Source organism: Shewanella abyssi, assembly GCF_023284025.1.
Lineage (GTDB): Bacteria > Pseudomonadota > Gammaproteobacteria > Enterobacterales > Shewanellaceae > Shewanella > Shewanella abyssi.
In genome coordinates this window covers 22,331-43,035 of sequence record NZ_JAKIKR010000045.1, presented here as the reverse complement: position 1 = coordinate 43,035, position 20,705 = coordinate 22,331, and the positions used below count along the sequence as shown (strand labels likewise).

Below are 20,705 nucleotides of genomic sequence, written 5' to 3'. Positions count from 1 at the left end.
AACAATGTTTCCTACCGATGACGGCTACCACTTTCAAATTTATTTGAATCAATAACTTAGTTGGTGTGGCGTGTTGTTTAGTCGGTGCGAATTTAGTGTTAACTAATGCTGGTTTTTGACGTTTAGGTTGCAGTTTGTTCTCAATTTAATACAATGTTGGCAGTTGATTCAAAATGATTTGAGTCCTATAGCAGAGTTGAGAATGACCCCTCTTTATTGTGCTATACAGATCAGCTTAACGCAGTTTTGATTCAACGCTAGCAGAAGTTTACGAACTAAAATAATGCTAGCCTTCAAACCATCATCCTAGTTTTGGTTTACCCCGGCTTTTACCGGGGTATTTTTCTGTTAACGGCTTCAAATCTATCTGTGCCCTACAACTCAAGCTATTTACTAATATAAGTAGAAGTTTGAAAGTGGGTAGATGCTGCTTATCAGTCTAGATGAAATAAAAAAGCCACTATAATTAGTGGCTTTTTTATTGCGTTAGTTTTTTAGTCATGCCAATCAGTACTACTAATCGACGAGCCGCGTAGGTTTAGCTATTTTTCTTTATCCACAGCGCTATTTCAGACTCAAGCACATCAAGTGGCACCGGACCGTTTTGCAATACGACGGTATGGAAATCTCTTATATCAAACTTATCACCTAGCGCTGTTTGTGCTTTTGCTCTCAGTTCGAGCAGCTTTAACATGCCGACTTTATAGGCCGTTGCTTGTGATGGCATCACAATATGCCTTTCTACCATTTTAATGGCGTCAGACTCTGCGTTGGGTGTATTAGACGTGTAGTAGTTTATTGACTCTTCACGAGTCCATTTTTTAGCATGAATGCCGGTATCAACCACGAGGCGACATGCGCGCCATAGCTCCATCGCTAATCGGCCAAAATCTGAATAGGGATCTGCATACATGCCCATCTCTTTCGGGAAGTACTCGCTATACAAGCCCCACCCTTCAATGTAGGCAGTATAACCGCCGTATTTACGGAACTTAGGCACACCCTCAAGCTCTTGAGCGATAGCTATCTGCATATGATGACCAGGTGTTCCCTCATGGTAAGCGAGAGCCTCCATTTGGTATTTTGGCATCGCCTTCATATCATAGAGGTTAGCGTAGTAGGTGCCTGGACGGCTGCCATCTGGTGATGGATTGTTATAGAAGGCTTTACCGGCAGATTTCTCTCTAAATGCTTCGACCTGTTTAACGATCATCGGTGCTTTGGGCTTTACCTTAAACACTTCATCAAGGCGGCTACTCATGGTATCAATGAGTGAAATAGCTTCTTGTAAGTACGCCTGACGGCCTTGGTCTGTATCTGTATAATAGAACTGTTGATCATCACGCATGAAGGCAAAGAACTCTTGTAAGCTACCTTCAAAATTGACCTTTTTCATAATGTCACGCATTTCGGTGTGAATACGATAAACTTCAGACAGACCCAGTTTATGAATGTCATTGGCGCTCATCTTTGTGGTCGTTGTGCGCTCTAAAGCATTGTTATAGTAGCTTTCGCCATGAGGAAACTTCCAAGCACCATCGCGAGTATCCGCTTTGGTTTCAAGCTTAATCATGTAGCTGATAAGTTTGTCGTACGCCGGCTTAACCTCATCGACTAATGCTGCTTTTGCGGCAGAGAGAAGTTGCTGCTGCTCATCAGAGCTTATCGACAGTGCATTGACTTTACGTTTAAAGTCAGCCCATAGAGCACTGTCTTTGCCTTCATCGAAAGGCGCACCTTTGACGATATTCTTACTGTCAGAGATAACATAGGGAAATACAAATTTAGGAGCGATAATGCCTTTATCGGCACGCACCTCTAACGCTGTTTGCAGTTGAACAAGGCGCTTTGATACGCCATTTAAACGACTAATATAGGCTTTAGCATCCTTTACATCGCTGATCTGATGTTGGTTTATTAACAAGGAAGCAATCTGTGAGTGGCCACCATACATCTGATTTACGGGATAGCTATGGTAGCGCCATTGATCGTCTTTTATCTCCTGTTCAAGCTTTTGTGTTAGTAGCTGATAGCTTAGTGTTGTCTGCCTATCAAGCTTGCCTACTTTGAGTGTTTTTAGCTGGGACAGATGTTTCTTGGTGCGCAGCAACTGAGCATCTGTTGCTGCGTCGCTCATCTCGTCCCATTTATCGTAATCTGTTTTGATCCCTAAATGGGTTTGCGATATAGGGCTAGCTAATACATTTTCCATAAAAATGCTTTCGAACAGTAGATTCGCTTTTTCAGATTCGCTATTGGCTTTTTGAGTGACACTTTCACTTGGACTCAAGTCATTAGCAGCGGTTGGCGCTGCATAAACCGAGGCGTTTAAGCAGAAAGAAAGGGACAGGGCGATGAAACTGATTTTTGTTTTTATTGGCATTTTTAGACTTCCTTAGAATTATGATTGTTATCCTAAAGAAGCCTAAAGTTAATGTTTTGATATATATGTTAGTAAATGTTTCCGGTAAACCATTTTGTTTAGTTATAGCTAATTTATTCAAATGGTTATAGGAATTGTGACAATAAGTCATTGACAAACATATGCCCTTTAGGCGTCAACTGCCAATGTTCGCTGCTTTGAGTCATTAATCCTTTTGCGCAAGCCAGCTCAACTCCTGCAGTTAATACTTTTCGATCTAAGCCTGTGCGTTGTTCAAACTCAACTTTAGGGATGGGCGTCATCAGCCTTAAGCGGTTCATTAAGTATTCAAGCGGCCTATCTTCCTCCTCCACGATGGTCACGTCAGAGGTGTAATCGTCTGCAGCAAGATAGCCTTTAGGGTGCTTAATCTTAACCGTACGCAGTATTTGATTTTCAGCTAGCTGAGTAATTTTGCCGTGGGCGCCACAGCCAATGCCTAAGTAGTCGCCAAACTGCCAGTAGTTAAGGTTATGCTGGCATTGGAAGCCCTCTTTCGCATAAGCAGATATCTCGTACTGTATATAACCAAGTTCTGCCAGCCTTTTTTGCCCTTGCTCATAGATTTGCCATAGCTTCTCGTCATCAGGCAGCTGAGGTGGCTTGGAGTGAAACAGGGTATTTGGCTCGATAGTGAGTTGATACCAAGACAGATGCGGCGGAGCCAATTCCGCAGCGGTTTCTATATCGGCTAATGCCTCAGCAAAACTTTGGTTAGGCAGGCCGTGCATTAGGTCTAAATTGAAACTCTGATAACCTGATGTTTTTGCTTTTTGGGCTGCGACTTGTGCTTCTGTTTTATCATGGATGCGGCCGAGTAAATTTAGCTTGTCACTGGAAAAGCTCTGCACCCCAATGGATAAACGAGTGACCCCAGCTTGGCGGTAGGCAATAAAATCATCATGCTCTAAGGTACCAGGGTTTGCTTCCATGGTGATCTCGATATTGTCTTTAAACTTAATAAGCTTATCAACTTCAACGAGAAGACGTTGTATTTGCGCTGCATCAAACAAAGAGGGGGTGCCGCCACCAATAAAAATAGTGTGTAGCTGCCGATCTTGGACATAATGGAGATCTTGTTTTAAGTCGGCGATAAGCGCGTCTACATATTCAGTTTGTGGTAACTCGCCATGTTGACCGTGAGAGTTAAAATCACAGTAGGGACATTTCTGTACACACCAAGGAATATGAATGTATAGGCTTAATGGTGGCAGGATTAACATTAGCTAAAAATACCTTGTTGTTTCATCGCATCAATGAGCAAAACCAGTGCTTTGCCGCGATGGCTTAACTGGTTCTTCTCATCACTGCTCAGCTCGGCAGCACTACATTGATGCTCTGCAGGAATAAAGATAGGATCATAACCATGGCCATTATCACCTAGTGGTTCAAAGCCGATAGTGCCCTCCCATGATGCTTGGCAAATAATGGGGGTTGGGTCCTTTGCATGGCGCATGTAGACCAATACACACTGAAAACGAGCACTGCGTTGTGACTGGTTATCTAGTGCGTTAAGTAGTTTGCGGTAATTTTGCTGCTCTTGGGCACCTTCGCCAGCATAACGCGCCGAATAGATCCCTGGAGCTCCTTGCAGAAAATCAACTTCTAAACCAGAGTCATCTGCGATAGCGGCATGGCCAGTAATTTCGGCGGCATGACGTGCTTTTATGATCGCATTCTCAACAAACGTGGTGCCAGTTTCAGCAACTTCAGAGACGTTGAAATTACTTTGGGCGAGGATCTCTACACCGTAATCAGCCATCAGTTCAGAAAATTCTTTGAGCTTACCTTTATTACCGCTAGCAAGGACGATTTGATTCATGGGAGATCTTTAAAGTGTCTGAAAATATGGCCGCATAATAGCGAACCGAACAGTTAATTGCCATAAGGCTAGCGTTATTTTCAATCCTCACTGAGCCAAACCTTAAATGTGAGGTGATTGGCTTAATCTTTTGATCTGTTATGAAGGCTAGTGGATATATCGCTACTACGCTGCAGTGCTATTTCAAGGGCGGGGGATCTCTCCCCCGGACAAACGACTACTCTACATAGAACTTTTGCTTAAATTTAAGCTGTGTATTGAGCTTTGAGCCATGTTTTAAGGCTATGTTAAAGTTGATCTCTTGATCATCGCGGTAGGGTACTTCTGCAATATAGTAGATAGAGTCGCCTTCACGTATTTCTCTAAATTTTAACTCAACGCGCGCATCAAGTAGGTTGTTGGCTATACCGGTAATTTCAATTGCAACCGCAGGATTACCCTCTACGCTGGTATCTAACACCGAAATATTTAAGATCCCCGTATAACCACTGCGTTTAATACCGTAAGCCTTGGCAATACTGGGCGTTAAAAAGGTACTGCTTAGGGCTACATAATGAATATCGTAGTTACCGACTTTTTGTTTTTGCTCGGCAAATGCGCTACTGATGAGGCATAAACTGAGCAATAAAATGGCTGTTAGAGAGCGGAACATATTGGCTTTCCTTAGGTGATAGCTTTGGTATGAGTATAGAACTTAAGTGCGATAAACGCCTTAAACTTCTTATAACTATACGGTTACAAAAGGTTTTGTATTGTGGGAGGAATAAGCCTAGGCGAATTGATTAACACTTGTTTGTGTCGTCCCATTTGACCTTTCACAATGGTGATATTCCCCTTAGGGACTTTGAAAGCTTTAGCGAGATACTTGGTCAGGTGTGCGTTGGCCTTTCCGTCAACAGGGGGAGCGGTAATCGCTATTTTTAGCTCTTCACCATGAAGTCCAACAATTTGGTCACGACTCGCTTTGGGTTGAATATACAGTTGAAGCAGCAGGTTTCCCTGCTGCATGCTTACTGCAACCACTATACGTTTGCCCAGAACGGCACATATTGTGCCAGTAAAATATTGACAAAATTAAGAATAATCATCATTACCAGCAAGGATAGGTCTAATCCACCCATTTGCGGTAGCATGCGGCGAATGGGTGACAAAAGAGGCTCAGTCAATTGGGTCATTACCATCTCTATCGGGTTTTGCCCTTGGCTTACCCAGCTTAATATAGCGCGCAGAATAAGCATCCAAAATAGCAGCACACCCGCTTCTTTAAATACCGATACTAGAGAGACAAGTAAGATACTCGGGACGTTTATCGCAGCGCCAGCGATTAAGCTTAGCAGGACAAATTTCACAATCACGACGGTGAACGCGAGTACAAATGACGCACTATCAAAATTGCCGAACGAAGGGATCACGCGTCTTAATGGACCAACGATGGGGTGAGTCGCCTTAACAATAAACTGGCTAAAGGGGTTATAAAAATCGGCGCGGGCGAGTTGTAGCCACAGTCGTAAAATGACCACCATTAAGTATAAATCGAATACTGTACCTACTAGAAAACTAAATGCATTCATCTGTTCACTCTACTTATCACGTTATATAAAAGGAATTAATATTGTTTTGCCATCTCTTGAGCCCGTGCAACACAATTGCTCATCGCATTGTCAACCAGCCCTCTTAAATTACCCGCTTCAAAAGTGGCCACAGCTTGCGCTGTTGTGCCCCCCTTTGAAGTTACATTCTGTCGCAGCTGCGCCAAACTTAAGTCGGGGTTTTGTTTGGCCATTAATGCCGCACCTAATGCTGCTTGTTGCGCCATCTCTCTTGCACTAGCCTCCGATATACCGCCTTTTATTGCACTTTCGACCATAGACTCTAAAAATAGAAAGAAGTATGCCGGTGAACTCCCTGCTAACGCTATCACTTGATTTAAATCATCTTCTTTGTCTACCCAAACAACTTCTCCACCGGTAGCCATGAGCGTTTCGCACAAGGTTTTATATTCAGTCGATATATTATCGCCAGCAAACAAACCCGTTAAGCCTACACCGATCTGAGTAGGGGTATTAGGCATAGTGCGTATTAATTTGATCTCTTGCTTGAAAAAGTCACTATAACGCTTGGCTGTTACCCCTGCGGCAATAGTAATAATTAATTTAGTGGAAAGATCTAGGCCACTTAATTGCTCGCCAACGTGCTGCATTAAATGTGGCTTTACACCCAAGATGATGACATCGGCAGTTGTGGCCGCGTCAATGTTATCGTTAGTGACGCTAATACCGAAATCATTGCTAAGTGCATCTAGCTTTGCTTGACTTGGATTTGAGGCGGTTATGTTCTGAGGAGAATAACCACTTTTAACTAAACCACTGACGATACTGCGGGTCATGTTACCGGCACCAATAAAACACACTTTCTTTTGTGACATTAAGTTCTCTTTTTATTCTTGTTAGGACGACACATTTTTATAGTTCACAAACGCTATGGAAAACAATTTCTCAAAGGTTACCTGGTTTAATATTTGGGTTAGATAACTCAAAACCAAGCCACGTTCGGATTAAAAAAAATTCATTTATTATTAATCTGTTTGATTTTAATCTTTTAGGGATAATCACGAGCACCAAAAATGGCACTGCCAATCCGAACCATCGTAGAACCGTGGGCTATTGCGAGCTCCAGATCGTTACTCATACCTACCGACAAGGTATCTACGCTAGGGTATTGCTGTTTTAATAACAAATACAGTTTCTGCAATGCCGCAAGTTCAGATGTCGCGCTGATATTGTCGACATTGGCAGACGGTATCGCCATTAATCCACGTAGGTTCAAATTGGGTAAGGCGTTGATCAGCTTTGCAAGGGTAAACACATCTGCTCCACTCACACCTGACTTACTTAGCTCTTGACTGATATTGACCTGAATACAGACATTTAACGCTGGCATACTCTGTGGTCGTTGTTCATTTAACCTAATCGCTATTTTTTCGCGCGCAACGGTATGCATCCAGTCAAATAAACTGGCGACCACTTTTGTTTTATTAGATTGTAACGGGCCGATGAAGTGCCACTCGATATCGGGATAATCGCCGCTTAGGCTATTGACCTTCGCTTCGCCTTCCTGAACGTAGTTTTCGCCAAAACGTCTTTGTCCTGCAGCATAGGCGGCTACGATCTGGCTATTGGGCTTGGTTTTACTCACGGCCAACAGTTGTACATCTATAGGATTTCGTGATGAATTTTGCGCCGCTTGGCTGATCCTGTGCTGGGCGAGTGCTAGTCTGTCTGTTATTGTTGTCATGTTAACTATTTTTGGTTGAATGGATATCCCAAACTATGGAAATCACAGAATTACTTGCCTTTAGTGTAAAGCACAATGCATCAGATCTACACCTTTCTGCGGGGGTTTCTCCTATGATCCGTGTTGATGGTGAAGTTAGGAAGATCAATCTTCCTGCTTTAGACCATCAAGGTGTACATAGTCTTGTGTACGATATAATGAATGATAAGCAGCGAAAAGATTATGAAGAACATCTTGAGATAGATTTCTCCTTTGAAGTGCCGGGCCTTGCCCGCTTTCGTGTCAATGCGTTTAACCAATCTCGTGGTTCGGCGGCGGTATTTCGTACCATCCCCAGCGATATCTTAAGCCTTGAGCAACTCGGCGCCCCTGAAATTTTCAAACAAATCGCGAGTTTCCCTCGAGGATTGGTATTGGTCACCGGCCCCACTGGTTCAGGTAAGAGTACGACACTCGCTGCGATGGTCGATTATGTGAATGAAAATCGCCATGACCACATATTGACGATTGAAGATCCAATCGAATTTGTGCATCAAAACAAGCAATGCCTGATTAACCAACGTGAAGTACATCGCCATACTCATAGTTTTAATGCCGCATTACGCAGTGCGTTACGTGAAGATCCCGATGTTATTCTCGTCGGTGAGATGCGTGATCTTGAAACAATCAGATTGGCGATGACGGCAGCTGAAACCGGTCACCTTGTATTTGGTACCTTGCATACAACCTCCGCCGCTAAAACCATTGACCGTGTGGTTGATGTGTTCCCAGAGGGTGAAAAAGGCATGGTGCGGACAATGTTATCAGAATCTCTGCAAGCCGTTATTTCTCAAACCCTGATTAAAAAGGTTGGTGGTGGTCGTGTGGCTGCTCATGAGATTATGATGGGTACACCAGCTATCCGTAACTTAATCCGCGAAGATAAAGTGGCGCAAATGTACTCCGCGATTCAAACGGGTATGGCCCATGGTATGCAGACTCTAGATCAGTGTTTACAGAATCTGGTTAATCGCGGTCAAATTACCCGTGAAGACGCCATGCTTAAAAGCTCAAACAAGCAAACCAAATTTTAAACGGATAAATACTTATGGATGTTCGTCCCTTCTTAAAGGCTATGATCGATCGCAAAGCGTCAGATCTCTTCATTACGGCAGGCTTTCCACCTAGTGCAAAAGTTGATGGTGAATTACGTCAATTGAGCGAGAACGCATTTAATCCTGCGCAGGCATTAGATTTTGTTGAGTCATTAATGACTGAAGTGCAAAAAGAGGAGTTTCATCAATCTCGCGAATGTAACTTCGCTTTTGCCGCTAAAGATCTTGGCCGCTTTCGTGTTAGTGCCTTTTGGCAAAGAGAAGCTCCAGGTTGCGTAATGCGTCGTATTGAGACGCAAATCCCAGACGTCGATGACTTAATGTTGCCGCCTATTCTAAAAGATTTAGTAATGAGTAAGCGTGGCTTACTCATCATGGTTGGTGGTACCGGTACCGGTAAATCAACCTCATTAGCAGCCCTGGTTGGTTATCGAAACGCACATGCGCGCGGGCATATCTTAACCATTGAAGATCCAGTTGAATTTGTTCACGATCACCGTAAAAGTATTATCACTCAACGTGAAGTCGGCATCGATACCGAATCTTTTGATGCGGCGCTTAAAAGCTCACTGCGCCAAGCTCCAGATGTTATTTTGATCGGTGAGATCCGTAGCCAAGAGACCATGGAATTTGCGTTGTCATTTGCCGAAACCGGTCATCTGTGTATGGCAACATTGCACGCTAACAATGCTAACCAAGCACTTGATCGTATTATGCATTTGGTACCAGAAAGTAAACATCATCAATTGTTATTTGATTTGTCGCTAAATTTACGCGGCATTGTTGCCCAGCAACTGGTGCCTAAAATCGATGGTTCTGGCCGAAGAGCCGCTATTGAAGTGCTAATTAACACGCCCCGAGTGGCCAGTTTGATCGCTAAAAATGAGTTGCACTCGTTAAAGGAAACCATGTCCAAGTCGAATGAACAGGGCATGCAGACGTTCGATCAGGCATTGTTAAAGCTCTATGCTGATGGTGAAATTAGCTACGCAGATGCACTGCACCATGCTGATTCACCGAATGACTTACGCTTAATGATCAAGTTGCAAAGCTCAGATACAACGAGCTCAAGTTCAATGGATGGGGTAACCCTCAACTTGGATTAATTGCAATAATTTAGAATTGAGATTTTTGGGCATAGTGAATATTTGCCTAAAATTAAGCTGGCAATATCTTGTATTGGCAGCTTTTTTATAAAACACTGATCTTTAAGTTGGCTAGCGCGTAGTGCCCATTAAGTATGGCAATGCCCGTTGTTTGAGGAGAGCTGATGTTAGTCAGCTCTGTCGTCGATTAACATATTCACAATGCAAGTTTAAGGAGTTCTCTTGGCCAGATTTTCAGGATTAACCAAGGATGAAGGTCATAAAAGACGCGGCAAAACCGGAGTGTTGTTAGTTAACCTTGGGACACCTGATGAGCCAACTGCTGCAGCAGTACGACGTTATTTAGCGGAGTTTTTAGCCGATCCTCGGGTTGTTGAGATCCCACGATTAGTTTGGATGATTATTCTGCATGGGATTATTTTGCGGGTAAGACCGGCTAAGTCTGCCGCCTTATACCAACAGGTTTGGAGCAAAGATGGCTCACCCTTGATGGATATCACTCAACGCCAAACCCGAAAGTTATCTCAGTATTTTGAGCAAACGGGTAAAGATGTCTCGGTGCAGTTTTGTATGCGTTATGGTCAGCCTTCGGTGGCGACGACATTACAAAAAATGCACAAGGATGGAGTCGATAAGCTGGTCGTGCTGCCGCTATACCCGCAGTATGCCGCACCAACAACCGCATCAGCTTTTGATGCCATCGCCAAGGAGCTGACAACTTGGCGCTATTTACCAGCCTTACACTTTATTAATACTTATCATGATAACCCCGATTTTATTGATGCTCTCGCGGCTTCTATCAGCAAAGATTTTGTGCTCAATGGTCAGCCGCAAAAGCTGGTCTTGTCTTACCATGGTATGCCAGAACGTAATCTTCACCTTGGCGATCCCTATTACTGTTTTTGTATGGTCACCAGCAAGTTGTTAGTCGAAAAGCTCGGCTTGACTGAAGAGCAGTATATTACGACGTTCCAGTCGCGATTTGGAAAGGCTAAATGGCTCACGCCATATACTGACGCCACAATGGGAGATTTACCTGCTAAGGGCGTTACCGATATCGCGGTAGTGTGTCCAGCTTTTAGTGCTGACTGCCTTGAAACATTAGAGGAGATCGCCGTAGAGAATAAACTGATATTTAAGGAAGCGGGCGGGGAGCAGTTTAGGTATATTGCTGCGCTAAATGATAACGACGACCATATTCAAATGATGGCTAATATTGTTAAGCCTCACATTTAAATTCTTATAACGACATCGGCAAGTCCCTAGATAAATTTGCCGATGCTGTCCTTTGTGCCGTGATGGGTTAAGACGGGCTTATAAGCTATCTAATTGGCTGGCCAGATATTGTTGATAGGTATCTTCACCCCAAGCAACCAGCTTGCCCTGTTTAAACAAAAGAGGAGTACACTCCTCCTTTGTTGTTTCACCATCAGACTCTTTGTGTTGAGTACGGTAAAACAAAATCTGTAGATTCTGCTCATTAGAGATCTTAGCTTCACTAAAGTCTGCTTTACCAAACATCGTTTTTACTTCACCGATACTCTGTCCGATGGTAATTTCTGTCAGCTTAGCTCTATTGTAAGCCTGCCTATCTTCCCAATCCATCTCATCTGGGGTTGGCTCATATGACAGCATAATGATTGCAACAAAGGCAATGTAGGCAACAAAAATAGATCCAACGATTACGGGGACTCTGGATTTCATCTGAACTCGGTTTCCTTGACAAGCAATTCCAATAAGTTGATACGATACTATGCAAATTAATTGGGGTAAATGCCAACGGAACAACTTTTTGTTAACAGTTGTAAGGTTTTGTTAACTTATTTTTGGCAGCCTAAACTGCTTTAAGTTTGCATTGAGTGGCATATCCAATTGAAGCTGCACCAGTTTATAGCTTAATCTGGCCATTTTTTTACCATCTTCAAGCTTTTTGGCTTGTTTAGAGCCTACTTGTTCAATTGAACTATAAATATTGGCCAGTGAACGAAATATCTTTAGTAACTCAACCGCAGACTTAGGTCCTATACCCGGTACACCAGGTATTTTATTGCCACTGTCACCAGCAAGTGCGAGATAATCAATAAATTGCTTATGTTCGACGCCAAGCTTTCTCTCCATCGCTTCAACCGTCATGTATGCTTGATTGAAGTGATCCCATTGCTTGATATGGGGATGGTTTAATTGACAAAAGCCTTTATCAGTGGACACAATAATAGCTTCGCCGCCAATACTGACGAGCTTGGTTGCTAGGGTCGCAATAACGTCATCAGCTTCAGACTCGGCATTAAGCGAGGCGATGTTATGTTCTGCAAGATAAGCTTTTATATCCGCCAGACCGTTCGCTAATGCTTCAGGCATCGGCTTGCGGCCCTTTTTGTAATCTTGGTATAGCGCTTTGCGCCATGATAATGCTTTACCATCCCATACCATCGCTACATGAGAGGGCTGGTGATACTTCACTAGCTTTTGACAGGCACCATTGACTCGCTCTTTTAGGCCGTTGATATCTGATTCGTTGGGTTGAGCGGCGTGGATCCGCCGCACTAAGTTCATACCATCTAAAATTAAAAATTTATTCATTTCATTACTTTATAACAGGGAATATAGGCACTTCCCGGTAACTTCATTCGTTGTTGTAAGACAAAAGCGTTAAGAAGATCATCCATTAACGCCATGAGTTTTGGATCCCCTTTAAGCTGAAAAGGGCCTTTTTCGTCAATTCTCTTAATTGTTTCCATTTTTACATTGCCAGCCACAATACCTGAAAAGGCCTTTCTTAAATTGGCAGCCAGTTCTGCTTTGTTTAATTGATCGTGCAGATCTAAATTACTCATCATTTCATGAGTTGGTTCAAAAGGTAGCTGAAACTCTGGCTCGATTTTCAATGACCATTGATATTGATAGGAGTCGCCATTGTCCTTGCGGAAGGTTTTGATCTTTTGCATGGCTTCTTTTTGAATGCGAGCCACCTTTGATGGATCGTCAATCACGATTTGATACTTACTCTGTGCTTCTGGGCCCAGTGTTGCCGCAATAAACTCATCAATGCGTAAGAAATACTCCTCACTCTCTTTTGGTCCTGTTAGCACCAGAGGGAAGGGGATCTCTTGGTTATGATCATTTAACAATATACCCAGTAAATAGAGCAGTTCCTCAGCAGTACCCGCTCCGCCAGGGAAGATGATGATACCATGCCCTAGTCTGACAAAGGCTTCTAGTCGTTTCTCGATATCCGGCAGGATAACCAGTTCATTGACGATCTGGTTTGGCGGTTCAGCTGCAATAATACTGGGCTCAGTGAGGCCAATATATCGCGCATGGTTGATTCTTTGCTTGGCATGACCAATGGCTGCACCTTTCATTGGCCCTTCCATAGCGCCAGGGCCACAACCGGTGCAAATATCTAGCTTACGCAGGCCGAGTTCATAGCCCACCTCTCGAGTATATTGATACTCAATGGGGTTGATGCTGTGTCCGCCCCAGCAAACAATAATATTGGGGTCGAGCATCGGCATTGTGCGCGCATTACGTAATATGTCGAAGACAACGTTAGTGATGTGACTGGCATTGGTTAAGTTGATGTGTTTTAGGTTGTCATAGCGATCATAGATATAGACGATATCGCGTAGCACCGAAAATAGGTGCTCTTGTATACCAGAGATGATTTCGCCGTCGACAAAGGCTGCTTGAGGCGGATTGGTTAGCTCGATCTTAATGCCACGCTCTCGCCTTAGGACATTAATATTAAAATCTTTGAATTGATTGAAAAGACTTTCGGCATTGTCGCTTTGTAAACCTGAAGCTAATACTGCAAGGGAACAACTGCGGTAGAGCTGGTAAAGCTCACTATTGGCGTTCTGTTTGAGTCTGTCGACTTCGAGTTGTGAAAGCTGATCTAAGCTTCCTCTGGGACTAATTTTCACTATCATAGCAGCTCCTTAGCAGTGATAGATTAACTGTCCCTCAAGATAAATGGCGGTAAAAATGCTGCTCGCCGAGGTCAGTTTATGAGTCGATGATGACTCTATCTCTGCTTTCATGTTTGGCTTTATATAGTGCCGCGTCTGCTCGTTCAAAAGTTTCACTGATGAGCTCATTTTCAATAATTTGTGCAGCACCTATAGATACTGTAACTGTAATTCTCTGATTTTTAAACTTAAAGGGAATATTTTTTACTTTTTCTCTGACTCGGTTGAGTAAAGGTTTAATATCATTCTCACCAATGTCAGGCAGTAAAAACACAAACTCTTCGCCGCCATAACGAGCAACAAACTCAGTCTCTCTTAAAGAGTTTTTTAGCGCCATAGCAATCACTTGTAGTGTTTTATCACCTGTGCTGTGGCCAAAACTATCGTTGATTGATTTGAAGTGGTCAATATCAGCAATAGCAACCCACAGTGGTTGTTGAGTACGCTTAAAATTACGATACTCAATGTCCATACGTTCTTCGAGTGCTGCTCGGTTGGGCAGTTGAGTTAGCGAATCGAGTAGGTTTAGCTTTTGTTGCTCAAACAAGCGCTCTTTATAGGTTTCGGTTTCTTTAGCTAACTGGTTAAGCTCGCTGCGTAGCGCTTCAACAGATTGTCTTAATTGGATCTGCTCTCTGTTCTCTAGCGCCTCTTTACGGCTTAGGGCGGTTCGCAGTGCTAATAGCTGTTCTGTTACCTGGGTCTTCAGCTGATTTACATCGTCAATTTCAGCAACCGATTCGCCAACATTATCAACTTGGTTATTAATTTCGCAGTTAAGTCTTTTGGCAACTTGAAAGCTTTTTACCGAATGTGTGTAGGAGTCAGTGACAACCTCCCTAACATTGGTTAATGCACCGTTGAGTATGTATAAAAACTCTTGTGATGCGGTTTTTTCTTTAGCGATATTATCGAGTAATAGGCTAAGAACGATCTGATAAGCGTTTAATAAAGTATCGAGTTCAAAATCTGAAGTTAATGATACTTTTATCGAAGTGATTTGTTCTCGTTGCTCTTTTCTAAACTCTATTTCCGACAGCATCTGTGCCAGCTCGTGGGCTGATTGCCGATGCCGTGGTAATACTTCAAATTTATCGCCAAGGCGGAGTTGCTCGCTAAGGATCTCATCGTAAAAAGCCACAATTTTTTCTACTTTAGGAATGTAATCCCAATAAGTATGAAAGGGCTTGGTCAGCTCCTTCTTGAAGTAAGAGATCTCTTTTTTGAGTTTTGTCGGTAGAGACTCAATGCGCTGAATTTCGCTTACAATATTAGATAACGAGCCGCGACTCTCTTCGAGTTGTTGCATGACCTGGTTATACTGCTGCTTTAATATATCTTCAACTTCAGTTAGATCGGTGATGGCATTATCAATTTGGCTAAAACGACTCAATTTGTGTCGCAGTTTGGCGAGCTTATTGTCTAATTCGAGGTTTTGGCCTTTGCACGCCAAGCTTAATTGACTAATAAATTGCAGCAGGAGTTGAAGCTTTTTATTTTGGTCTTCACTCATATCATCAAGGGCTTGCCTTGCTGAATAAAGTTTTTGCTGTAATACGCTTAACTGAGGCGTGTTGGCGACGGCGTCCTTCATTTATTTAGATGTTCCTTTATCAACCGTACGTACTAAAGATACTATGACTTTAGTGCCACTTTAACAGCAGTTAGCCAAGAAACGAAATGAACGTCACTTGAATATGATGCTCATTTAAGCCGTTAACTTAATTCTGCGGTCAAGTCGACATTCTGATGACTCTTCCACCTTGGCCAAACAATATCACCCTTAATGCCGTTGGTCTCTATTTTGATGATGCCACGAATGATGCTTTTCTCTATATTGAGATATAGCGGGGGTTCAAAGATGCCTGATGATGCAAAGTTAAGCGGTTTTAGTGTGACATAGTAATCTTGCTGGTGGCCTAAGGTCATTGCCGCCGATAGCATCATCTGTAATGTGCCAAAGTGCTGCTCTGCTGAAAGCTTCAGTGCGGTGTCTGCGAGTAAGGGAAGGTTTAGTAGCCCCATATGTAGGCGAGTATTACCATCGTTGTCTTTCAATGAATCTCTTATGCTGTTCAGTAGCGTATTGGGGGCAATTTTGATGTTAAAACTTAATAGAAAAAGCCCTGGTCGAATGATGTAACTTTGGCAGCTTAAACACTCAGACAGTGAACGCAGCTGTTGCTTGTTCATTTTTGAGTTACATTCATATCCTTGAGCGAGATCAGAGTTAAGCTGATCCGTTAAAGAGACTAAGGCTAACGTCTTAAATGTATTTGGGTTATTAATAAAGTCTCGAACAAAGGCCGAATGGTTTGCCGTTTTAGTCAATGGATCCAAGCCGCTGCTCTGTTCTAGTTTTGTGCACTTTTCGCGTAAGTTGTGCTTAATTCGCCACAGGTAAAGAGCAAGAGTTGCGGTTAATGCGAACGCCAATAAACAGCTAATTAACATTAAGCGATTAACGGATAACAGCCCCTCTTTTTGCTCTAAATCAATATATTTTTGGTTTAGCTCTAATTTTGCTTTTTGTAATTGAAATAATGCTTTGGCTTGCTCTTCATCATCAACCTTGTTTCCGCCTTTAGCGCTTAAGCTAAGCACTTTAAGAATGTCTTGATAAGCTTGCTCAAACTTTCCTAGATGTTTTGACGCGGTTGAACTGAACGTAAGTGCTTGAATAAACTCATCGCTAAGTTTCATCTCCTCTGCGATATCGGCTGCTGAGTTGGCGTATTTTAATGCGGCTCCCCAATCTGAAATACTACTATTTACCTCGGCGAGCAGAAGGTGATTGTAAACTAAATAGTGATTGCTGTTACGTGAGATAAAAATGTCGCTTGCACCTAATAGGTGTGAAAGTGATGTTTGACTATCGTCAATATGAAAATAGGCTTCACCAAGGTTATGCAAGGTTAACGCTTGCGCCATATAGTTTCCGAGTTTGACATCGATTTGTTGTGCATTTAAGTGGTAATCAATGGCTTTGTACCATTGACCTTGCTTGGCATAGACGGTTGCGATGACCGTCATACAGGTCGAAACATAATTCTCATTACCAAGGCGTTTGAACTGCTCTGACGCGCTGTTGGCATAGCGTAGTGCGTCATCCCAAGATTTTAAGTCACGGTTCACTCGTGCTAGTTGCAACTTAATATGCGCATCTTGAGAGGGATGTTCACTACTTTTTGTAAACCTGATGGCATTTGAGTAATGGGATAGTGATTTCCCATATTGGGTATTTTTTAAATAATACTTTCCTAACGTCGATTCTGCATGGGCAATCATGTAGGGGGATGCGGTTTCAAGTGCAACAGACTTAGCGTGTTGCAGGTGTTCCAATGCGGGTGTGTTTTCGCGCATCATCAAATGCATCATGCCGAGGTCGATGTGCAGCGTAAAGCGCAATGTTTGCGCTTTTGGACCCTCGGTTTGTGAAAGCGTGTCGAGTGCTTTTTGGTAGAGTGCTATAGCCGATTTAAAATCCTGCTTACTTTTGCCAATATATCGACCGTTAAGCATCAGAACATAGCTACTGCCAAATGGGCTGTCATCCAACAAGGTTAATTGATCTATCAATTGTTTAGCAATGGCGTAGCGGTCGGTGTTTTTTGATGACAAGTCTAATGACAATCTCGCTAATAATTGCAGCTCAAATAAAACCTCTTCAACAGGGACCCCTTTTTTCATCGCATGGTTATCTAGCTCTTCTTTGCTGCGAAAGTTTGGCGTGGTGGGGAAGTGTTTTTGGATAGATTGGCGTAAATTATTGGGGAACTCTCTAAATTCAAGTTCTGTTTCGATGGCATCTCTACCAGTGGCAGCAGCGAAGTGGCTGATAAAAAAGGACAACATTATTACAACGAGAGTCAGCACACTACGCATGGGGAGGTAATTCCTTGCTCTAAGCTAAAGCTCTAGAGCTATTTATTTTTGTTATTTTAATTGGTGTAATTAAGCGAAATGTTATACTTTTTGGCTTAATGGAAACAATAATAACAGAAGGAAGCCAGAGTGAAACCAGTAGTTCCCCTAATCTTAACTTTAAGTGCGTTAATTTCTCCGTCTGCAATTGCAGACGTTGATTACTCTATCGATTTACTCAATCCACAGCATCATTTAGCTAAAGTTGCAGTGAGCTTTCCAGAAACAAAATCAGCTGTTTTAGTGGTAAATCTACCCGTTTGGCGTACGGGCAAGTATGAAATGCTGCCCCTTGCTGATTCGGTGAGGCTTTTCACTGCAAAAAATGCCGCGGGCGATATACTTCCATGGGCTAGAACAGCCAGCGGTGAGTGGACCGTCGCACTTGATAAACCAACAAGGGTTACCGTTTCTTACCAGTTATATGCCAATAAGCTTGGGCAACGAGTGAATCATATTGATGCGACCCATGCTTTTCTCGATGCCAGTGGTACTTTTGTTTATAGTCCAGAATTTAGAAATGAGCCGATTAATGTCAACCTTGCCGTTGCTAATGATTGGTATAGCTATTCAGGAATGGATCGTGGCTCAGAAACCCATAGTTTTACTGCCGACAATTACGACATATTAGTCGACTCGCCTATTGAAACGGGTATTAGTGAACATCGAGAGTTTAAGGCTGATGGCAAGCAATATGAGCTTGTCATTTGGGGCGAAGGCAATTACGACATCGACAAGATGGTCGTTGATTTAACTAAGCTAAGTGGCCAGGCTGAGGTCATATGGGATGATTACCCCTTTGAACGTTATGTTTATATGGTACATGCAACCAGCGGCGCTCGTGGTGCAACTGAGCATTTGAATTCAACGATTATTCAACGCCCACGTTTTAGTTATCGTGATCGTAAAGACTATCTTGGTTTTATAAAGACAGCTTCGCACGAGTTTATTCATACTTGGAATGTCAAAGCATACCGTCCTGCAGGGCTAGTGCCTTATGACTATCAGGAGGAGGGGATTACGCAGCTACTGTGGATTGCTGAAGGTTCAACTAGTTACTTTCAAAGCCAATTGTTGCTTCGTGCTGGTGTGATGACTGTCAAAGAGTTTTTTGAAGATTTAGCCAAGCGTATTACACAAAGCGAGAAAACACCGGGTCGTGAGGTTCAGTCTGTTGCAAGTGCCAGTGCCAACCAATGGGCGAGCACTGGCGGTGATTATGCGGTAAATCATAGTACTAACATCTACTCTGAGGGTTACCTTACCTCGTTTGCGCTGGATTTCTCTTTGCTTAATGAAACCAATTTAAAGTACTCATATCGCGACGTGCACCGCGAACTTTATAATTCGCACCGCATTCCAGCGGGTTATAACATTGCCGATGTGAAAGCTATTTTAGAAAAGGTCTCGGGAACGAGTTATGAAAAATGGTGGCAAGAGCACGTTAACTCCCCTATCAGTTTAGATTTCGAAAGTATGTTAGTCCGAGCTGGCTTAACAGTGGGTTACGGTGACAAGGCTAAGTCAGAACCTTTTGTTGGGGCCACACTAGAGTCTAAAAGCTTAGTGCTTTCACGCGTGTTGCGTAATGGACCTGCATGGAACGCTGGCATCGTGCTTGGCGACCAAATTGTCGCCATCAATGGCTTAAAAGTGACGGCAGCTGGATTTGAGTCGCGCATTAAAGACTTTAACGCGGGCGGTAAGATAAACATTACTCTATTTAGTAATGACAGACTGAAACAGGTTGAGTTGACTCTGGGCGAGAAAAAAAGCGGTAAGCTGGCGATAGCTTGCGTTGATAAACCCAACCGTTCTCAAAAAGCATTTTTAAAAGCCTGGTTAGGCATTGACTGGCCATTCGATAAAGAGGGTAAATTAAAGTCAGCTAAGTAAGTCCGCTGAGTAATTTAGCTTGGTATTTTGCGTGAGTTTAGATAATAAAAAGGCGCCTTAGGCGCCTTTTTATTATCGATATATGGATAAGTCATCATTAACGATTAGGTTAAATACTGTCTTCTAGGCCACCTAGTGCGTCAATCACTGAGTTAACTAGGGCAATTAACTCGCTACCCATTAAGGCAAAATCGGCATCTAAACGCGCCATAGGATCTTCGTCACCCACATCGTCATTGCCGGCTCTAAACTCTTCAGAGAATTTAAGACGCTTAATCGCAGCATCTGATTGAAGCAGAAAAGCGATTGATTGGCCAAAATGCAGTGCTAGCTTGTGGACTTGCTTACCGACTTCGATATGCGCTATTACTTCATTTTCAGTTAAGTCTTGCTGCTTAAAACGAACAATTCCACCTTCATCTGAATCGCTCTTTAGCTCTGCTTCATCTTGCATTTCAAAAGCGGCAGGCGTTTTGCCCTCTTTTAACCATTCCGTTAGCTGGGTTTCAATTGGCGTTTTAAAACTCATTGGAATGATAGGTAAAGTGCCAATCGCTTTACGCAGCAACGCCATAAGCTCTTCTGATTTAGCGGCACTTGAACTGTCGACTAAAATCATCTGGATTTCAGGCAATATTAGCGCGCGAATTTGACTGCGACGAGAAAAGGCTCTCGGCAAAAGAGTCATGATGATCTCATCTTTAAGTGCATCTTTCTCTTTTTTGGCCATTTTGCGACCGTCTTCAGCTTCCAGCAAAGCCACTTTATCTTCTAATGCTTCTTTAATCACTTGAGCAGGTAGGATTTTCTCCTCTTTAGTCGCGCAGATAAGGTGCCTGTCTGCAGCGGTATGGACCAAAGTATCGCCATGCTTACCGAGGGCTTTAGAGAAACCAAACTTACTAACATCTTGGCTTGAGCAAGGAGAGAAGGTGAAGTCTTCCAGTGATTTTTCCATTGATTCTGTATCAACAGAGAAAGGCTTGTTAAAGCGGTATACAGTTAGATTTTTAAACCACATAGATAATTGCTCAGTCAAAATTAAAGCCGCAGTGTAAGCCATTGTCAGGTTCGGGTAAACCGCCTAGGCATGTTCTTACTCGGCAGTTTTGTCACATTTAACTAAACTGTCATATTTCACCTTTTATTGCCGAAAGCCTTATTCCTTGGGGCTTTCTC

At 42.9% G+C, this 20,705-nt stretch carries 18 protein-coding genes; 4 read left to right on the top strand and 14 right to left on the bottom strand.

Annotated features, from left to right (window positions below; genetic code table 11):
- Positions 1-538: 538 nt before the first annotated feature.
- The 8 genes from L2755_RS16905 to L2755_RS16870 all read right to left on the bottom strand — a co-directional run bounded on the left by L2755_RS16905 (position 539) and on the right by L2755_RS16870 (position 7,538).
- Positions 539-2,383, bottom strand: coding sequence for a DUF885 domain-containing protein (locus L2755_RS16905; protein ID WP_248981850.1), 1,845 nt, complete (start codon positions 2,381-2,383; stop codon positions 539-541).
- Positions 2,384-2,508: 125 nt separating this feature from the next.
- Positions 2,509-3,645: a radical SAM family heme chaperone HemW gene (gene hemW / locus L2755_RS16900; RefSeq protein WP_248981849.1), complete on the bottom strand. Its 1,137-nt coding sequence runs from the start codon at positions 3,643-3,645 to the stop codon at positions 2,509-2,511.
- Complete coding sequence (rdgB, locus tag L2755_RS16895; RefSeq protein ID WP_248981848.1) at positions 3,645-4,244, bottom strand: RdgB/HAM1 family non-canonical purine NTP pyrophosphatase; 600 nt, start codon at positions 4,242-4,244, stop codon at positions 3,645-3,647. Before rdgB ends, hemW begins: the two co-directional genes overlap by 1 nt.
- Positions 4,245-4,461: 217 nt before the next feature.
- Entirely contained in the window at positions 4,462-4,896 is a 435-nt protein-coding gene (locus L2755_RS16890; protein ID WP_248981847.1) for a DUF4426 domain-containing protein, read from the bottom strand.
- 83 nt (positions 4,897-4,979) lie between these two features.
- Positions 4,980-5,267, bottom strand: coding sequence for a DUF167 family protein YggU (gene yggU, locus L2755_RS16885; RefSeq protein ID WP_248981846.1), 288 nt, complete (start codon positions 5,265-5,267; stop codon positions 4,980-4,982).
- Entirely contained in the window at positions 5,267-5,815 is a 549-nt protein-coding gene (locus L2755_RS16880) for a YggT family protein (protein WP_248981845.1), read from the bottom strand. The genes yggU and L2755_RS16880 overlap by 1 nt, the downstream gene beginning before the upstream one ends.
- Positions 5,816-5,850: 35 nt before the next feature.
- Positions 5,851-6,669: a pyrroline-5-carboxylate reductase gene (proC, locus tag L2755_RS16875; protein WP_248981844.1), complete on the bottom strand. Its 819-nt coding sequence runs from the start codon at positions 6,667-6,669 to the stop codon at positions 5,851-5,853.
- A 173-nt stretch (positions 6,670-6,842) separates the two neighbouring features.
- A complete protein-coding gene (locus L2755_RS16870; RefSeq protein WP_248981843.1) occupies positions 6,843-7,538 on the bottom strand; it encodes a YggS family pyridoxal phosphate-dependent enzyme in 696 nt (231 codons plus the stop codon).
- A 35-nt stretch (positions 7,539-7,573) separates the two neighbouring features.
- On the opposite strand from L2755_RS16870, the gene L2755_RS16865 reads away from it, so the two are divergent.
- From L2755_RS16865 to hemH, 3 genes are all read left to right on the top strand, one after another.
- Positions 7,574-8,611: a type IV pilus twitching motility protein PilT gene (locus tag L2755_RS16865; RefSeq protein ID WP_248981842.1), complete on the top strand. Its 1,038-nt coding sequence runs from the start codon at positions 7,574-7,576 to the stop codon at positions 8,609-8,611.
- Positions 8,612-8,625: 14 nt separating this feature from the next.
- A complete protein-coding gene (locus L2755_RS16860; RefSeq protein WP_248981841.1) occupies positions 8,626-9,738 on the top strand; it encodes a PilT/PilU family type 4a pilus ATPase in 1,113 nt (370 codons plus the stop codon).
- A 222-nt stretch (positions 9,739-9,960) separates the two neighbouring features.
- Positions 9,961-10,974, top strand: a complete 1,014-nt coding sequence (gene hemH, locus L2755_RS16855) for a ferrochelatase (RefSeq protein WP_248981840.1) — start codon at positions 9,961-9,963, stop codon at positions 10,972-10,974.
- Positions 10,975-11,052: 78 nt separating this feature from the next.
- Here hemH and L2755_RS16850 read toward each other — a convergent pair whose 3' ends face one another.
- From L2755_RS16850 to L2755_RS16830, 5 genes are all read right to left on the bottom strand, one after another.
- Positions 11,053-11,442 carry a DUF3192 domain-containing protein gene (locus tag L2755_RS16850; RefSeq protein WP_248981839.1) on the bottom strand — a complete coding sequence of 130 codons (390 nt, stop codon included), beginning with the start codon at positions 11,440-11,442 and terminating at the stop codon, positions 11,053-11,055.
- Between the two features lie 111 nt (positions 11,443-11,553).
- Positions 11,554-12,318, bottom strand: coding sequence for a flap endonuclease Xni (gene xni / locus L2755_RS16845; protein WP_248981838.1), 765 nt, complete (start codon positions 12,316-12,318; stop codon positions 11,554-11,556).
- Positions 12,315-13,667, bottom strand: a complete 1,353-nt coding sequence (gene ppnN, locus L2755_RS16840; RefSeq protein ID WP_248981837.1) for a nucleotide 5'-monophosphate nucleosidase PpnN — start codon at positions 13,665-13,667, stop codon at positions 12,315-12,317. The genes xni and ppnN overlap by 4 nt, the downstream gene beginning before the upstream one ends.
- Positions 13,668-13,743: 76 nt before the next feature.
- Complete coding sequence (locus L2755_RS16835) at positions 13,744-15,300, bottom strand: GGDEF domain-containing protein (RefSeq protein WP_248981836.1); 1,557 nt, start codon at positions 15,298-15,300, stop codon at positions 13,744-13,746.
- Between the two features lie 122 nt (positions 15,301-15,422).
- Positions 15,423-17,591 (bottom strand): tetratricopeptide repeat protein, encoded by a 2,169-nt coding sequence (locus tag L2755_RS16830; RefSeq protein WP_248981835.1) that lies wholly within the window; start codon positions 17,589-17,591, stop codon positions 15,423-15,425.
- Between the two features lie 129 nt (positions 17,592-17,720).
- Here L2755_RS16830 and L2755_RS16825 point away from each other — a divergent pair, with 129 nt between their 5' ends.
- Positions 17,721-19,526 (top strand): M61 family metallopeptidase, encoded by a 1,806-nt coding sequence (locus L2755_RS16825; protein ID WP_248981834.1) that lies wholly within the window; start codon positions 17,721-17,723, stop codon positions 19,524-19,526.
- Between the two features lie 109 nt (positions 19,527-19,635).
- Here L2755_RS16825 and rdgC read toward each other — a convergent pair whose 3' ends face one another.
- Positions 19,636-20,547, bottom strand: a complete 912-nt coding sequence (gene rdgC, locus L2755_RS16820; RefSeq protein WP_248981833.1) for a recombination-associated protein RdgC — start codon at positions 20,545-20,547, stop codon at positions 19,636-19,638.
- Between the last annotated feature and the right edge of the window lie 158 nt (positions 20,548-20,705).

Excerpts from the sequence above, each read along its gene's own strand:
- L2755_RS16870 (WP_248981843.1), bottom strand. The coding sequence starts at position 7,538 with ATGACAACAATAACAGACAGACTAGCACTCGCCCAGCACAGGATCAGC.
- rdgB (WP_248981848.1), bottom strand. The coding sequence starts at position 4,244 with ATGAATCAAATCGTCCTTGCTAGCGGTAATAAAGGTAAGCTCAAAGAA.
- L2755_RS16880 (WP_248981845.1), bottom strand. The coding sequence starts at position 5,815 with ATGAATGCATTTAGTTTTCTAGTAGGTACAGTATTCGATTTATACTTA.
- proC (WP_248981844.1), bottom strand. The coding sequence starts at position 6,669 with ATGTCACAAAAGAAAGTGTGTTTTATTGGTGCCGGTAACATGACCCGC.
- ppnN (WP_248981837.1), bottom strand. The coding sequence starts at position 13,667 with ATGATAGTGAAAATTAGTCCCAGAGGAAGCTTAGATCAGCTTTCACAA.
- L2755_RS16835 (WP_248981836.1), bottom strand. The coding sequence starts at position 15,300 with ATGAAGGACGCCGTCGCCAACACGCCTCAGTTAAGCGTATTACAGCAA.
- L2755_RS16860 (WP_248981841.1), top strand. The coding sequence starts at position 8,626 with ATGGATGTTCGTCCCTTCTTAAAGGCTATGATCGATCGCAAAGCGTCA.
- xni (WP_248981838.1), bottom strand. The coding sequence starts at position 12,318 with ATGAATAAATTTTTAATTTTAGATGGTATGAACTTAGTGCGGCGGATC.
- rdgC (WP_248981833.1), bottom strand. The coding sequence starts at position 20,547 with ATGTGGTTTAAAAATCTAACTGTATACCGCTTTAACAAGCCTTTCTCT.
- L2755_RS16830 (WP_248981835.1), bottom strand. The coding sequence starts at position 17,591 with ATGCGTAGTGTGCTGACTCTCGTTGTAATAATGTTGTCCTTTTTTATC.
- hemW (WP_248981849.1), bottom strand. The coding sequence starts at position 3,645 with ATGTTAATCCTGCCACCATTAAGCCTATACATTCATATTCCTTGGTGT.
- L2755_RS16865 (WP_248981842.1), top strand. The coding sequence starts at position 7,574 with ATGGAAATCACAGAATTACTTGCCTTTAGTGTAAAGCACAATGCATCA.
- L2755_RS16850 (WP_248981839.1), bottom strand. The coding sequence starts at position 11,442 with ATGAAATCCAGAGTCCCCGTAATCGTTGGATCTATTTTTGTTGCCTAC.
- L2755_RS16890 (WP_248981847.1), bottom strand. The coding sequence starts at position 4,896 with ATGTTCCGCTCTCTAACAGCCATTTTATTGCTCAGTTTATGCCTCATC.
- L2755_RS16905 (WP_248981850.1), bottom strand. The coding sequence starts at position 2,383 with ATGCCAATAAAAACAAAAATCAGTTTCATCGCCCTGTCCCTTTCTTTC.